Source organism: Prosthecobacter gellanilyticus (assembly GCF_007992435.1).
In the GTDB taxonomy this organism is placed as follows: domain Bacteria; phylum Verrucomicrobiota; class Verrucomicrobiia; order Verrucomicrobiales; family Verrucomicrobiaceae; genus Prosthecobacter; species Prosthecobacter gellanilyticus.
The window spans coordinates 40,173-54,619 of the sequence record NZ_BKAG01000010.1; the positions used below are offsets into that span (position 1 = coordinate 40,173).

The 14,447-nt window shown below is 58.9% G+C and carries 9 protein-coding genes; 6 read left to right on the forward strand and 3 right to left on the reverse strand.

Annotated features, from left to right (window positions below):
• Positions 1-95: 95 nt before the first annotated feature.
• On the forward strand, positions 96-4,226 hold the full coding sequence (gene smc, locus BGE01nite_RS08750; RefSeq protein WP_146850064.1) for a chromosome segregation protein SMC: 4,131 nt from the start codon (positions 96-98) through the stop codon (positions 4,224-4,226).
• A gap of 557 nt (positions 4,227-4,783) precedes the next feature.
• Here the strand turns inward: smc and BGE01nite_RS08755 are convergent.
• The 3 genes from BGE01nite_RS08755 to BGE01nite_RS08765 form a co-directional block, all read right to left on the reverse strand.
• A complete protein-coding gene (locus tag BGE01nite_RS08755; RefSeq protein WP_146850065.1) occupies positions 4,784-5,539 on the reverse strand; it encodes a hypothetical protein in 756 nt (251 codons plus the stop codon).
• A 337-nt stretch (positions 5,540-5,876) separates the two neighbouring features.
• The gene (locus BGE01nite_RS08760; RefSeq protein WP_146850066.1) at positions 5,877-6,872 is read right to left on the reverse strand and encodes an alpha-ketoacid dehydrogenase subunit beta; all 996 of its coding nucleotides are present in this window, start codon (positions 6,870-6,872) and stop codon (positions 5,877-5,879) included.
• Positions 6,873-6,994: 122 nt separating this feature from the next.
• Positions 6,995-8,686 (reverse strand): ABC transporter permease, encoded by a 1,692-nt coding sequence (locus BGE01nite_RS08765; RefSeq protein WP_174770041.1) that lies wholly within the window; start codon positions 8,684-8,686, stop codon positions 6,995-6,997.
• Between the two features lie 226 nt (positions 8,687-8,912).
• Between BGE01nite_RS08765 and BGE01nite_RS08770 the strand changes: the two genes are divergently transcribed.
• From BGE01nite_RS08770 to pseC, 5 genes are all read left to right on the forward strand, one after another.
• A complete protein-coding gene (locus tag BGE01nite_RS08770) occupies positions 8,913-10,031 on the forward strand; it encodes a hypothetical protein (protein WP_146850067.1) in 1,119 nt (372 codons plus the stop codon).
• A gap of 193 nt (positions 10,032-10,224) precedes the next feature.
• Entirely contained in the window at positions 10,225-11,412 is a 1,188-nt protein-coding gene (locus BGE01nite_RS08775) for a glycosyltransferase family 4 protein (RefSeq protein WP_146850068.1), read from the forward strand.
• Positions 11,409-12,167, forward strand: coding sequence for an FkbM family methyltransferase (locus BGE01nite_RS08780; RefSeq protein WP_146850069.1), 759 nt, complete (start codon positions 11,409-11,411; stop codon positions 12,165-12,167). The genes BGE01nite_RS08775 and BGE01nite_RS08780 overlap by 4 nt, the downstream gene beginning before the upstream one ends.
• Positions 12,168-12,257: 90 nt before the next feature.
• Positions 12,258-13,274 carry a UDP-N-acetylglucosamine 4,6-dehydratase (inverting) gene (gene pseB, locus BGE01nite_RS08785; RefSeq protein ID WP_146850070.1) on the forward strand — a complete coding sequence of 339 codons (1,017 nt, stop codon included), beginning with the start codon at positions 12,258-12,260 and terminating at the stop codon, positions 13,272-13,274.
• Positions 13,271-14,446, forward strand: a complete 1,176-nt coding sequence (gene pseC, locus BGE01nite_RS08790) for a UDP-4-amino-4,6-dideoxy-N-acetyl-beta-L-altrosamine transaminase (RefSeq protein WP_146850071.1) — start codon at positions 13,271-13,273, stop codon at positions 14,444-14,446. The genes pseB and pseC overlap by 4 nt, the downstream gene beginning before the upstream one ends.
• Position 14,447: the final 1 nt, after the last annotated feature.

Here is a 14,447-nt window from a genome sequence, read left to right on the forward strand (position 1 = left end):
AAGCATCCCCAAGATAGGGGAAATATCAGTGTTAGCTCTTGCTCGTATATGAGAAAATCGGGTTCTTGGAGGGTCTCTTTCCCTTTCCAGCCGCCATGTATCTCAAGACTCTTTCCATCCACGGTTTCAAGTCCTTCGCGGACAAAACCAACTTTGAGTTTCACAAAGGGGTGACCGGTATTGTCGGCCCCAATGGCTGCGGCAAGTCCAACGTGGTGGATGCTATCCGCTGGGTGCTGGGTGAAACCTCAGCCAAAGCTCTTCGTGGCGTGGAAATGGCGGACGTCATTTTCAATGGCACGGACAAGCGCAAGCCGGTGGGCATGGCTGAGGTGATCCTGACCATGGCGGACTGTGAGCAGTCACTCAACGTGGACTACAACGAGGTCGCCATCTGCCGCCGCGTGTTTCGTGATGGTCGCAGCGAGTACCGCCTGAACAACACCATCTGCCGTCTGAAGGACATTCACGACCTCTTCGCCGGCACGGGCGTGGGCCGCGCTGCTTACTCCATCATGGCCCAGGGCCAGATCGACATGCTTCTCAGCTCGAAGCCGGAAGACCGGCGCACGGTTTTCGAGGAAGCCGCCGGCATCACCAAGTTCAAAGGCCAGAAACGTGAGGCCCTGCGCAAGCTCGAGTACACCGAAGCCAATCTTCTCCGCGTTCAGGACGTGGTCGCGGAAGTGAAGCGCCAGATGGGATCCCTGCAGCGTCAGGCAGCCAAGGCCAAGCGCTACCAGCTGCTGCTGGACGACTCCCGCATGCTGGACACGCACCTCGCGCACAAGCACTACTCTGACTTCAGCGCGGAAAAGGCGGAGTCTGACAATCACGTGCGCATGATGACCGAGCAGATCGACCAGGTGCAGGCACGCCTGCAGACGGCCGAGATGGAGGCGCTGGAAACCCGCGAGGCCTACCACGGCATCGAATCCCAGATTAACCAATTGCGTGGTCAGATGCAGGAGTTTCGCAGCCAGGTGCAGAGCGCGGAAGGCCGCATCGGCTTCAATAATGAGCGCAATGAAGAGCTGCACATGCGCATCCGCCAGAACGATGAGCAGATTGAGATGGGGCGCCAGACTCTGGACCAGCAGCGCCGCGACCTGCTGACCGCCGACGAGCAGATGGACTTGCTCCGCGAGACCATCGAAAACCGGCAGGCAGCATTGAACGAGCATCTCACCGTGCACAACAGCATCGTGCCGGATCGCACCCGCCTGGACGAAGACCGTCGTGCTGTGCGTGAGATGATCCGCCAGTTTGAAGGCCAGATCGCCGCCGCTGATTCACGTGCGCAGAGCTTGAACGGCCAGATCTCCACAGATCGTCAGCGTCATGAGACCCTCTCCCATGATCTGCAAAACGCCGCGCACGCGAAGGCCGCGAGCCAGGTCGAGTTTGATCACCTTCAGCAGATGATTGCGGAACTGGAGCAGAACCGCAACGATCTGGACGAACGCGCCAAGACCTGCGCTCGCGACATCATCGAGAAGCGCCGTCAGCGCGATGCCTTGATGGAGCAGTTGAACGAGCTTCAGCGCGCCGTGACCCAGCGTCGTAGCCGCGTCGAGATCATCGAGCAGCTTTTGCAAAAGGGCGAAGGTCTGGCCGAAGGCACCCAGCAGGTGCTGAAGGGCATCGACAACCCGGAAGTCTACTCCGTCGGCGTGCGCGGCATCCTGGCCTCCTCCATCGAGGTCGAGCCCCAGTTCATCACACCGATCGAAGCCGCATTACGTGATCATCTGCAAGCCGTCTTGCTGACTGACAGCGAACTCGCCGGCCAGATCCTGGACCGCCTGGCGAACCAAAAGCTTGGCAAAGCCGCGCTGCTGCCGGCCGACTTCGCCACCATGCGTCCGCAGCCGGACCGTCAGTTTGTGCCGGAAGGCTGCATCGCCTGGGCGATCGACAAAGTGCGCGCCAAACCCGGCGTGCAGGACATCACGGATCGTCTTCTCGGCAACGTGCTGATCGTCGAAGACCTCCACACTGCCCTGCGCATGAAGCGCACCCTGCGTGACGTGGCCATCGCCACCATGAAGGGTGAGTTCGTCGCGGCGGATGGCATCATCCACGGTGGTGCCACGAAGGAGGAAGGCTCGTCCACGCTTCGTCGCGAGGCCGAAGTGCGTGCCCTCAAGGCCGAGCTTGAAGGCTTGGAATACCAGCTTCTCGAGAAGGAAGAAGCCGCCGAGCAGATGCGCCATCAGGTGGAAGACATGCAGCGTGAGGAAGTGACTCTGCGTGAGCAGTCCCAGCGCACCCGCGAGGAGTTCTCCCAGCTCACCGGCCAGATCAGCGTGGTGCAGCGCGCATTGCAGCAGGCCGTGACCAAACTCGAAAGCGTGGAGTGGGACCAGAACCAGATCACCACTCGCATCCAAGGCGCCGAAGCACAGATCCAATGGCAGCAGGAAGAGGCCAAGGTGGCTCGCGAACAGCTGGAAGGTGCCCGCGAACATGAGCAGCAGCTCGAAGTCGAGATGGAATCCTTCTTGCGCCGCGAACTCGAATCCTCCGAGCGTCTGAACGAGCTCCGCAGTGCGCTCGCGCTGGAGCAGAACTCGCTTCACTCCATCGAGCGCCAGAAGGCTCCGATGGCCAGCCGCCTGCATGAGCTGGAGAGCACCATTCATCGCTTCGAAAATGAGATCGCCGCATGGCGTGGCCGCATCGAGCAGGCCCTGTCAGAAAACGCCCGCTTCTCCGAGCAGGTCGAGTCGCAGCGTGGCGCCATCGCCAGCATTGAAGATCACCTCCAAGGCCGCACCGAGGAGCGCGCCGCCGCTTTTGAGCGCGTGAACGCACTCGAGTCCCAGCTCGTCCAGCTTCGCCAGCAGTCTCAGGGTTTGAGCGAAAGCCGCAACCGCATCGAGGTTCAGCTCACGCGTGTGGACTTGCGTCTTGAGAACCTGATCAACCAGGTGCAGGAGCGCTACAACTTCCACATCAGCGCCTTCGAGCCCGACTACCATGCGCTCATGCTCACGATCGATGAGCAGAAGCGCAATCGTAACCGCGGCAAGAAAGGCGCAGCCGCTGACACGGAAGCGGCAAGCGCCCCTGAAACCTCCGAATCCGCCGACGAGCCACCTGCACCGCAACCTGAGGAAGCCGCCTCTGCCAGCAACTCGGACGAAGTGGACATCGATGACATCACCCTTCCAGGTGAAGAAGGTCATCCAGACTGGGACTTCGTCACCGCTGTCGTGGGCGAGCTTCGCCAGAAGCTGGAAGGCATCGGCCCGGTGAACCTGGACGCCATCCAGGAGTTCGAGGAGCTCGAGGAGCGTCACAACTTCCTCGACAACCAGTACAACGACCTCGTCCGCTCGAAGGAAGAACTGCTCGAGGTGATCGCGAAGATCAACGACACCACCAAGACCATGTTTGCGGAAACCTTCGCGCAGGTCCGTGTGAACTTCCAAAACAACTTCCGCGAGCTCTTCGGCCCCACCGCCAAGGCCGACCTCATGCTCATCGATGATGAAGATCCGCTCGAATCGGGCATTGACATCATCGCCAAGCCGCCCGGCAAGAAGCTGCAGACCATCACCCTGCTTTCCGGTGGTGAGCGAAGCATGACGGCCGTGGCCCTGCTCTTCTCCATCTACCAGGTGAAGCCCAGCCCCTTCTGCGTGCTGGACGAGCTGGATGCCCCTCTCGACGAGTCGAACATCTCCCGCTTCCTCAAGATGCTGGACAATTTCATCGACAACTCCCAGTTCATCATCGTCACGCACAACAAGCGCACCATGGGTCGCGCGGATGTGATCTATGGCGTGACCATGCAGGAGTTCGGCGTCAGCAAGCCGGTCGGCGTGCGCATGACCGAGAACAACGAGCGCCAGAAGAGAACTCCGAAACAGGAAGAACTCCAGATCACCGCCGAAGTGGATGCTGATGAGGGCCACCACCGGGAGACGACTGCGCCGCCGACGATGATCGTTTCCGAGGATGATGTGGCAGCCGCAGAACAGGCGGTCGAGGAGGCCGCTGCCGACAGGACCGAGGCGAAGGCTGCCGCAGCCACCAAGGCGGCAGCCAAGAAGGCCAAAAGAGGTGCCAAAGCTGCGGCTGAAAGTGAGGAGGCCTCACCTGACGAGGAAGCCGGGGCAATGGCTGAAGGTGAGACTGAAACGAACATCAGTGAGCAAATCGAAGCTGATGCCGAGACTGAAGCTGGCAACGAGGACGAACCAGCACTGGCTTCGTGATCCGGCTACCAGTCGAGAGCTGAAAGTTCAAGAGCGTCCCCGTTGATCGGGGGCGCTCTTTTTTCTGACCTGTGACCCGTCCACAGGCTACCCACCTCATGGGCTTCGAAAAGACGTTCCATCCCCGTCGCACGTCTCCCGAAAGTCAGGAAGCCCACAGGCACCTCCTCGACGCTGTGACGGCTTAAATTCGGAATCTGCGGTAGGACTGGAATCCAACGCATCGACGTATCTTTGAAGACTATCTAACGGGTCGGGCAGCAAACGCCTCCTAACGAGGTCCCGATTTGAACTCACGGTGAGCATGGAGAGAGACAAAAGCCACCGCTCCAGATCCCTGTACCTCCTGCGCTATAATTTCTTTCTCTTGCAGTGCGCTTCAAAGGACACCGCAAGAGACCAAAGATCACCCTGGCGTGGCCGCAAGTGATGAAAGCAGGAAAGCATCAGCGTCTCCCCTCATGGTGATCGATCATCGCGTGGATACCTTGTGTTCAACCTGACCTTTGATCAGCGAGCGAGTTCTCAAACCTAACGCTTAGATCGTTTGAATAACGTTAAAAAAGCATCGGCTGGTCATTAAAAGGATCTTCCTTTTTCTTGGAAGCCTTTTCAGGTTTGGCCGGCACCTCAGGTTCATCCGGCTCAAGCTCAGCAGCCGGTCCCTCCATCACTTTTTCAACCACCGATTCTGATTGTAACGAATCAAACGTTGGCAAAGCGTTAATTGAAAGCTCGTCATTTTTTTCCTCTTCCGCTACCTCTTCAGCGCTCTCTTCAGCGCTCTCTTCAGCGCTCTCTTCAGCGCTCTCTTCAGCAGACTGCTCAAGAGGGATTGCTTCAGAAGGAGCAATGCTCTCCTCTTGAAGCTCCTCCATTGCGTCTTCATCACCTTGAGCTGGCGTTGGCTCTGGGGGTGATTCTTCAACAGTAACTTTAGAAACTTTTTTCTTTAACTTTTGAGACGTTACTTTTCGGTGACGTTCGACTCTTGTTTTAGTAAGCGCACGAGTTCTGGCCAAGTTACTGTTATGACGGTCAAAGTTGGGGATGGAAACGACGCCGTCATCTTCAATCAGCCAGCCAGCCTGGCACACTGCTAGCGCGAAACCCTTTCGTCCGACCAAGCGATCAATGAAATCTAAAGTAACGCCTAAGTTACTTCCGTGTACTTGGTTTTGCGCTACCCAAGCCCAAAAGCGCACCAGCTTACCCACCACCATGTCCTCATCCATCTTCAATCGATTCGCGATGGCACAGATTTCCGGTTTGTCAGGGGTTGCGACTTCAACTTTGATCCAGGGGCGTCTCATGGCACTAGACTAACTACGGACTTTGGAACGTCAAGGTTGCGCTTTATTCGTTACATAAACGTTCGGTTATTCGCAATGGAATGAGTAGTAACTTTTAATTCAGAACATAAACGCAATTTTAACGATGCGATTTAGTTACATGTTTGAAGAACACCTTTGAGTGTTCGCGATCCAGCAGCCACTCTGCCGCGGCCCGAGATGCGCTCGCCTAGGATGTCTGGTTCAAGGTAGCAGGTTGAACTCCAGCTGACGGTCTAGCGACGCCTCTCCCCCAAAAACAACGAAGCCTCTGCTTATGGCAGAGGCTTCGTGAGAGATCGGATTTTCAGCCTGCGAATCAGCAAATGCCGAGAGCCTTGGCCACGACCACTTCAGCGGTCGGAAGCTGGATGGCTTCGAGCGGTGGGCTGTAGATGGCTGGAGCATCGAGGCTGCAAACGCGCTGCACGGGAGCATCGAGCTCGTCAAAGATGCGCTCCTGGATCATGTAGGCGATTTGAGCGCCGATACCACAGAAGGGTTTGTTCTCCTCGACGTAGACCGCGCGATGAGTCTTGGCCACGGAGTTGAGGATGGTTTCCTCATCCAGCGGGCGGATGCTGCGAAGGTCGACAACCTCGGCGCTGATGCCGTGCTCTTCTTCCAGGATGCGGGCGGCTTCCAGACAGGTGATGACAGCCTTGCCGTGAGCGATAAGGGAGATGTCTGTGCCTTCGCGCTTCACATCAGCGAGGCCGAGCGGGATGAAGAGCTCACCGTTCGGAAGCTCGTCGTTGGAGGGCACATCCCATTCTTCGCCATAGAGCTTTGTGCTCTCCATGAACATGACCGGGTCATTGTCACGAATGGCGGCCTTCATCAGGCCCTTGGCATCGTAAGCGTTGCTGGGGCAGACGCACTTCATGCCGGGGAAGTTCGCCATGATGTTCTCCGGAGTGTGAGAGTGGGTGGCACCCACGCTGGTGCCGCCATTGGCAGGACCGCGGATCACGATGGGGCAGTTGATCTTGCCGCCGCTCATGTAGCGTACCATGGCGCCGTTGTTGACGATCTGGTCCCAGGCCACCGTGTAGAAGCTCCAGAACATGAGCTCCATCACCGGACGCACGCCGAGCATGGAGGCACCGATGCCCATGCCGATGAAACCGGCTTCGCTGATCGGTGTGTCCACAAGGCGTTTGTCGCCCCATTTGTCCCAAAGGCCCTGGGTCACTTTGTAAGCGCCATTGTATTGGGCCACTTCCTCACCCATGACCACAACCATGGGGTCGCGGGCGATTTCTTCATCGAGGGCTTCACGGACAGCGTCGCGGTAGGTGATTCGGCGGGGCATCGGGTCTTGGGGGAAAGAAAAAGGAGGTCTGTTTCTTCGGCGGCGAAGAGGGGGCCGTCAAGCGCGGGTCACAGGCGCTTTCATCAGAAGACAGCGGCTTTCGGGCCAGATAACACAGCGCTTCAGCGGAAAAGGGCGCCCAGCCTTTTGCCCAGGAGCACGCTGGCCCCGACGATGGTGACCGTGAGGAAGATCATGGCCCAGACACCCAGCGCAGCGGCGAGCTGCGGCCCGTTGCCAAGAGAAAGGATGAGGGAGTAGATGGCCTTGGTGATCGGGAAGTAGGAGGCCTGCTGGGCCAGGATCATGGAGTCGCTGACCTCCAGCATGGCAAAAGCGAAGGCCAGAAGCCCGCCGGCGACAAGGTTCGGCGCCACCAGCGGCAGGGTGACCCGCCACATGGCCCGCTCCGGCGAGGCACCGAGGTTTTGTGCGGCTTCCTCCAGCGCAGGACTGACCTGCTGGAAACCCGCGCTCGCGGAACGCACCACATAAGGCAGGCGGCGCACCGCATAGGCGATGACCAGCAGCAGCAAAGGATCCTCGCCGATGATCAGCCAGTCAAAAGGCTGCCCTGGACGGGTCATGGCCAGATAGCCAAAGGCCACCACGATGCCTGGCACCGCCAGCGGTAGCATGGCCATCATGTCCAAAAGCTGCCTTCCCCAGATCTTGGTGCGGACATTGATGTAGGCCACACTGATGCCAAGGACCAAGGCCACGACCAGCGCGAGCCCGGAGTATTTCAGGCTGTTTGCGATGGAACTGAGCGTGAGCTCATGCCCGAGTGCCGAGTGATAATGATCCAGCGTGAACTCCTGCGGCAGCACCGTGCCATACCAATCCTTGGAAAAGCTCAGCAAGGCGACACCCAGATGCGGGATGACGGCCAAAAAGGTTATCCCCGCAAAGAAACCTGTGCAGAGCAAACCCAACCCCAGCGGCAAACGCACGGTTTCACGCGCCATGGTGGCGCGGCCGCCGCCAGCAGCGGTCGCACGGCCAAACAAGACTTTGCTCAAGAGATAGATCAGAGTGCTGAAGGTGAGCATCACGACCACCAGCGCGTACGGGAAGGGATTCCCACTGAGGTCGTTCAGAGAGCGGAAGATCTGCACGGCCGTCACTCGCTCAAAATCAAACACCAGCGGCACGCCGAGTTCCGTAAAGGCCCAGATGAAGACGATGGTCCCGCCGGCAAAGATACCCGGCATCACCAGCGGGAGAGTCACGCGCCATAGCCTCTTCCAGGGAGGACATCCCAGGCTGGCCGCAGCCTCCTCCATCGCCGGGTCCAGATTCGCCAAAGTCGCAGCCACATTAAGATAGAGGATCGGGTAGAGGTGCAGCACTTCCATGATGACGATCCCTGGCATCTGCCCCTCCGCGAACCAGTCCACCGGATGCTCCCGGCTCATCATGCCCAGATTCATCAGCAAGCTGTTCAGAGCCCCTTGCTGACCAAGAATGGCCTTGATGCCGATCGCACCGACAAACGGTGGCAGTACCATGGGCGTGAGCACCAGACTGTTAAGGATGGTTTTGCCCGGATAGTCGTAACGCACAAACAGCAGCGCCAAAGGCAGCGATATCAAGAGGCACCCGAGGGTGGTCCAGATCGCGATCAAAAAAGAGTTCAGCAGTCCTTCGCGGTAGAGCTGGTTCTCAAAAACTTCCCAGATGAACTCCAGTGTGAACTGGTGGTCCGGAGTTTCAAACGCGACCCGCACCGCCGTCCAGATCGGGAAGGCGAAGAAGCAGCCGAAGAACACGGCCATCACCACAAAGATTGAGATCGACAGCTTTCGGGACATTGCACTCACTTTGCCAGCAGAAACGCCGCCATGGCAAACACCGAATGCCAGACACGCCTGATTGGCGCATCAGGAGGCCCGCGCGACCTTCCTAACCGAATCAATGAGCGCTGTCACAGCTGTGGTGCTCCTCGCCACGCCTTGAGTTCTTTGCGTGAACTGCCACGGCGGAAAATAATCGCCGCAATACCACTCCAGGTTTGGAGCCCCTCAATCACCCTCTTTGATGAAATCCCGTCTTTTCATTCACATCGGCACTCACAAGACAGGATCCACGGCCATTCAGCGGGCCTTAAAAGCGGGCGAGAAGGAATGTCTGGGCGAAGGCCTGGTGCGTCTGAACTGCCATGAACTGCTGACCAAGCGCGAATGGAGCCCGAAAGACAATTCTGAATTGCAATTTTGGTTACGCCATAACAGGGAGAGGCATTCCGGTGCGTCACACCGCTTTTTGATCAGTTCCGAATGCCTCAGCGGTGACCCCATGACCGGCTACGACAACGCTCCGATGCTGGCCTCGCGCCTGAGAGAGCTGACTCGCGATTTCGATGTCAAAATCATCGTCTTTCTACGCCGGCAGGATGATTTCATCGAGTCTCTCTACACCCAGAAGATCCATGAGGGGAACTCCATGACCTTCGGGGATTTCCTGGACGGGATCGATCCTGAGACAATGAACTGGCACAAGCTTCTGGAGAGCTACGCCCTTCAGTTCGGCCGTGAAAACATCATCACCCGGGTTTACCACAAAGATTGTTATCCCAAACCTCAGGACATCATCGTCGACTTTTGCAAGATGATCGGATTGAGGCCGGAGGTTTTGAAGCACCGCCTGCAGACCGTGCGCAATCAGGGCTTCTCGATGGAGGCGGTGGAGATGGCCAGGATGTGCAATCCCTCCCTCGATCCCGTTCGTCGCAAGCAGCTGCGCCAGATGCTCCAGGTGGCCAGCGCCAAACCGGTTTTCCAAAGCTACTCTTACCTCGACCTCGAAGCCAGACGGAAGATCTTGTCTGTTCACGAGGACTCCAACGACCGCGTTCGACGAGATTATATGCCAGCGGGCGATGATAGCGGACTGTTTCCCCGCCCCGATGAACCAGAGTCCCCTGCCCTCATCTCCAGCGAAACGGCACTGACGGTCAATCTGGTGAAAGCACTGCTGGAGTTCAAGGAGGCCGAGAACAGATCAGGCCTGCTCCGGCTGGCCATGAAGCTCGAGCGTCGCTGGCATCATCTTCGCCAGAGATGGTCCCGCCGCGGAGGCAGGACGAGCACAGCCATCCCAGTCGTCATGCAAGCCCGGCCACCCCTCAGGCCCAAGGTGCTGGAAAAACAGGCATAATCGCGCAGATCAAAAGCCGCAGCGGAGAGCGGCTTCAACCTGAGGAAGAGAAAGCGGCACTTGAGGCATGACGCTCGCATGAGACGTAGTTTTGTCGTCCCAAAGAGAGAGCGATGTCAAAGCGCGATCAGCACCCAGGGCTTAAGTTACTTTGAAAAGAATCAGCAGTTGCCACCACCGGGCTTTTTCGGGAATGAGTCCTTCCTCGCCGCCGACCTTCCTTCCCGTGCCCGAACCACAAACACTTGTCTTCATTCAGAAAACCGCCGGCCGTGGCGGTGCCAAAAACCGTCTCTTGGACACGCTGACCACCCTCAAAAAGGGCACGGATGCGCGCTTGCATGTGGTGACCTCGGAGGAGGGTGAATTCACGGAGAAATGTGCGGCCCTTGGAGTTCCGGTGACTGTGCATCCCCTGCCCGAGTGGCGGAAATTTCTGGAGAGGCTGCGCTTTCCGGGGGCCATGCGTGCCCTGGCCCGCAAACTGCCTTTCGCCCATGCCGACTGGGTCGTGAGCAATGAGATGTGGTGGGCTCCGCACGCCTCGGCACTGGCCCGACATCTCGGTGGCAGATCCGCCGCCATCCTGCGAGACGGCATCGCCAATGCGGAGAAAGGTCGGAAGTATAAGCTGCAAGCCAACGACCTCATCCTGCCATCCTCGTTAAAGATCGCGCGAGGGCTGGAGGAAGACTTGGAGTTAGGCCGGCGCACCCACGTCTTTCTGGACGCCGTCCTGCTTCCGCCGTCAAAGCCAGAGTCAGCCGCGCAATTGCAAGGTAAACTGGCTGCGGCAAGTCCGGCGGTGAAACGCTGGCTCCTCGTCATCGGCCGTGTGCAGGAGCGCAAACGCCAGGCGGATGCCGTGCGGGTGCTGAAAGGACTTCTGGAGCGTGGTCATTCGGACTTCGGGCTCATCGTGGCCGGCGACTGTGATGCGGATTACCTGCCCGTGATGCAGGCGGCCATGCGCGAATGTCAGGTCGAGGACCGGGTGGTCATGCTGGGGAACTTCTCGGACATTCAGACTCTCTTCGCCACCGCAGACATCAGCCTGCTGACCAGCCTGCGTGAGGCACTGCCTGGCTCGGTCATGGAGTCCTGTCTCGCGGGCCGCCCCTGCTTCATGTATCCCTGCGAGGGCGCTGAGGACATCTTTGGCCCGCACCAGCCGCTGTTTGTCAGTGAGCGCTTCGAGTCGGAACTCCTGGTGGAGAAAATCGACTCCCTATTGCGTCGCCCTGAAATGCTCAGGACAGAAACTCTCTCCCTGAAAGAGCGCGCCTGGGCCCTCTTCTCCCTGGAGGCACATCTGCGTGCCTGCGTGCAGCGGCTGGAGCTTGACTTGCCCTCTCAATCGCAGAAGTCACCCGCTTCATGAAGATCAATTTCAGTCTCCAACGGCTCGCCAAGTCCCTGATGTGGCGTTGCTTCGCATGGTCGGACATGCGGTTCCGCCTGCGTTCGGGGCTGGAGGTGCCGGTGGCAGACCGGCATGAGATGGCCACCTTCAGGGAGATCTTCATCCAGCAGGAATACGATGACTTTCTGGATCGCCTGCCCCCTGCCCGCACGGTTTTGGACCTGGGCTGCAACAGCGGCTACTTCGCCGTGCAGATGCTGAACCGGGCACGTGTCGTGACTCCTGGCCAGCCGCTGCCGAAGCTTGTGCTGGTGGATGCCAACAATGGCGCCGTGGAGCGTGCCCGAACCGTGGTCAGCGGCTGTGGCACCCAGGCAGAAGTGGCCCTGGTGCATGGCTTGATCGGTGCCCGTGGCCAAAAGTCGGCTTCTTTTTATCTCGCCACCGCCTCGGCGGAATCCTCGGCGGTGAACCAGACCAAGCATGCTCGTCAGGTCGAGGTCCCTTGTGTGGACCTCGCCGCCCTGGTACAGCAGCATTTCCCTGGCGGTCTGGATCTGATCAAGTGTGACATCGAGGGTGGTGAGGAGTCCCTGGTGCGTGAATGGGGAGACGTGCTGGCCCAGGCCAGGGCGTTGCTCATCGAATGGCATGGTTTCCAGGGCAGCTGGGCTGATTTTCAGGCCGTGCTTGAGCGGGCGGGCTTTCAGCTCGTGATGGAGCGTCCCGCAGGCAAGTATAAGAATGCCTTGTTTGAGCGCCGCCCGCAGTAATTCGCTCTTGCAATGGAGGGGGGGGTGGCTCAGTAATCGAATCAACCCCGAGGCACGTAGCCCGGTCAATTTCACCCCGCAAAAGAACACGTGTTTAACGCCCAAAGCATCCTCGTCACCGGTGGTACTGGCTCCTTCGGCCACAAATGTATCACCCGCCTTCTCAGCCAGCCAGAGATCAAACGCGTGGTCGTTTATTCCCGCGACGAGTTGAAGCAGTACGAGATGTCCCAGCGCTTCACGGACAAGCGCCTGCGCTTTTTCATCGGTGATGTGCGGGATCGCGAGCGCCTCCTGCACGCGATGTCGGGAATCGACACCGTCATCCATGCGGCTGCGCTGAAGCAGGTGCCGACGGCGGAGTACAACCCCTTTGAGTGCATCAAAACGAACGTGCTGGGAGCGGAAAACGTGATCCAGGCCTGTCTGGACGCCAAGGTGCGGAATGTCGTGGCTCTCTCCACAGACAAGGCCGCCGCCCCCATCAACCTTTACGGCGCCACCAAGCTCTGCTCTGACAAGCTGTTCGTCGCCGCGAACAACGTGCGCGGGTGGCAGGACATCCGCTTCAGCGTCGTGCGTTATGGCAACGTCATGGGTTCCCGCGGATCCGTGATCCCCTTCTTCCTGGAGCGTCGCAAGACCGGTGTGCTGCCGATCACCGACATGCAGATGACCCGCTTCAACATCACGCTTGAGGAGGGTGTGGACCTCGTCGTCCATGCGCTGAATCATGCGCTGGGTGGTGAGATCTTCGTTCCCCGCATTCCGTCCTACCGCATCGGAGACGTGGCCACAGCCATCGGCCCCAAGTGCGAGCAGCCGATTGTCGGCATCCGCCCAGGTGAAAAAATCCATGAGGAGATGATCACGGAGACGGACGCGCTCCAGACCCTCCAGACAGACAAGCACTACATCATCGTGCCGATGCTCTACGGTCACGCAGCAGCTGACTTGATGAAGCGCTACGCCGAGGCCCATGGCGGCACGCCCGTCCCGGAAGGCTTCTCCTACAATTCCGGCAAAAACTCTGAATGGCTCTCGGTGGAGCAGATCCGCACGCTGATCCACCAGCATTGTGACGCGAGCTTCACCGTGGATGCATGAGCGCCGCAGCATTCCTCCCCTATGGGCGCCAGAACATCAATGAGGCTGACATTGCCGCCGTCGTTGAAGTCCTGAAGTCAGACTATCTCACCCAGGGGCCCGCCATCCCGCGTTTCGAAAAGTCAGTGGCAGACTGGTGCGGGGCGAAGCACGGCATCGCCTTCGCCAATGGCACGGCCACCATGCACTGCGCAGCGCAGGCCATGGGCCTGGGTCCGAGTGACTACTTGTGGACGTCGCCGATCACCTTCGTCGCCTCCGCGAATGCCGGACGCTACTGCGGAGCCAAGGTCGACTTTGTGGATGTGGATCCAGGAACCGTGCTGATGTGCCCTGAGCGTCTTGAAGCAAAGTTGGTTCAGGCAGAAAAGGCTGGCACCTTGCCCAAGATCGTGGTGCCCGTGCACTTCACCGGGCAGTCTTGTGACATGCCCCGCATCCATGCCCTGGGCCAGAAATATGGCTTCAAGATCATGGAGGATGCCGCTCACTGCATGGGGGGTGAGTTTGAAGGAGAGCGCATTGGCAGCTGCCGCTGGTCGGACGCAGCCTCACATAGTTTTCACCCTGTGAAGATTGTCACCAGCGGCGAAGGCGGCATGATCACGGCCAATGATGATGAACTGGCCTGGCGCATCAGCATGCTGCGCACCCATGGCATCACGCGTGATGAAAAGCGCATGGTCAACGAATCCCACGGCGCCTGGTATTACGAGCAGCTGGAGCTGGGCTTCAACTACCGCATGACCGACCTCCAGGCCGCGCTGGGAGCCAGTCAGATGACCCGGCTGGAATCATTCGCGAAGCGCCGTCGTGAGATCGCTGATCTGTATGATCGCGAACTCGCAGGCCTGCCGCTCCGTCCCCTGGCCCGAGATCCTCGAGGCATCAGCGGCTGGCATTTGTACATGATTCGGCTGAACCTGGGTGAGATCCGCAAAACACGCCGCGAAGTCTTCGACAGCATGCGCGCGCAGGGCATCGGCGTGAATGTGCATTACATCCCCGTGCACCTGCAGCCAGACTATCAAAAGCTCGGCTTTCAGAAAGGCATGTTCCTGGAGGCCGAACGCTACTACGAAGAGGCCATCACCCTCCCGATGTTCCCGCTGATGACGGATGAGGATGTCGTCCGCGTCAAGGATGCCCTGATCACAGCCACCGGGATTTAAA

Excerpts from the sequence above, each read along its gene's own strand:
- smc (WP_146850064.1), top strand. The coding sequence starts at position 96 with ATGTATCTCAAGACTCTTTCCATCCACGGTTTCAAGTCCTTCGCGGAC.
- BGE01nite_RS08755 (WP_146850065.1), bottom strand. The coding sequence starts at position 5,539 with ATGAGACGCCCCTGGATCAAAGTTGAAGTCGCAACCCCTGACAAACCG.
- BGE01nite_RS08760 (WP_146850066.1), bottom strand. The coding sequence starts at position 6,872 with ATGCCCCGCCGAATCACCTACCGCGACGCTGTCCGTGAAGCCCTCGAT.
- BGE01nite_RS08765 (WP_174770041.1), bottom strand. The coding sequence starts at position 8,686 with ATGTCCCGAAAGCTGTCGATCTCAATCTTTGTGGTGATGGCCGTGTTC.
- BGE01nite_RS08770 (WP_146850067.1), top strand. The coding sequence starts at position 8,913 with ATGAAATCCCGTCTTTTCATTCACATCGGCACTCACAAGACAGGATCC.
- BGE01nite_RS08775 (WP_146850068.1), top strand. The coding sequence starts at position 10,225 with ATGAGTCCTTCCTCGCCGCCGACCTTCCTTCCCGTGCCCGAACCACAA.
- BGE01nite_RS08780 (WP_146850069.1), top strand. The coding sequence starts at position 11,409 with ATGAAGATCAATTTCAGTCTCCAACGGCTCGCCAAGTCCCTGATGTGG.
- pseC (WP_146850071.1), top strand. The coding sequence starts at position 13,271 with ATGAGCGCCGCAGCATTCCTCCCCTATGGGCGCCAGAACATCAATGAG.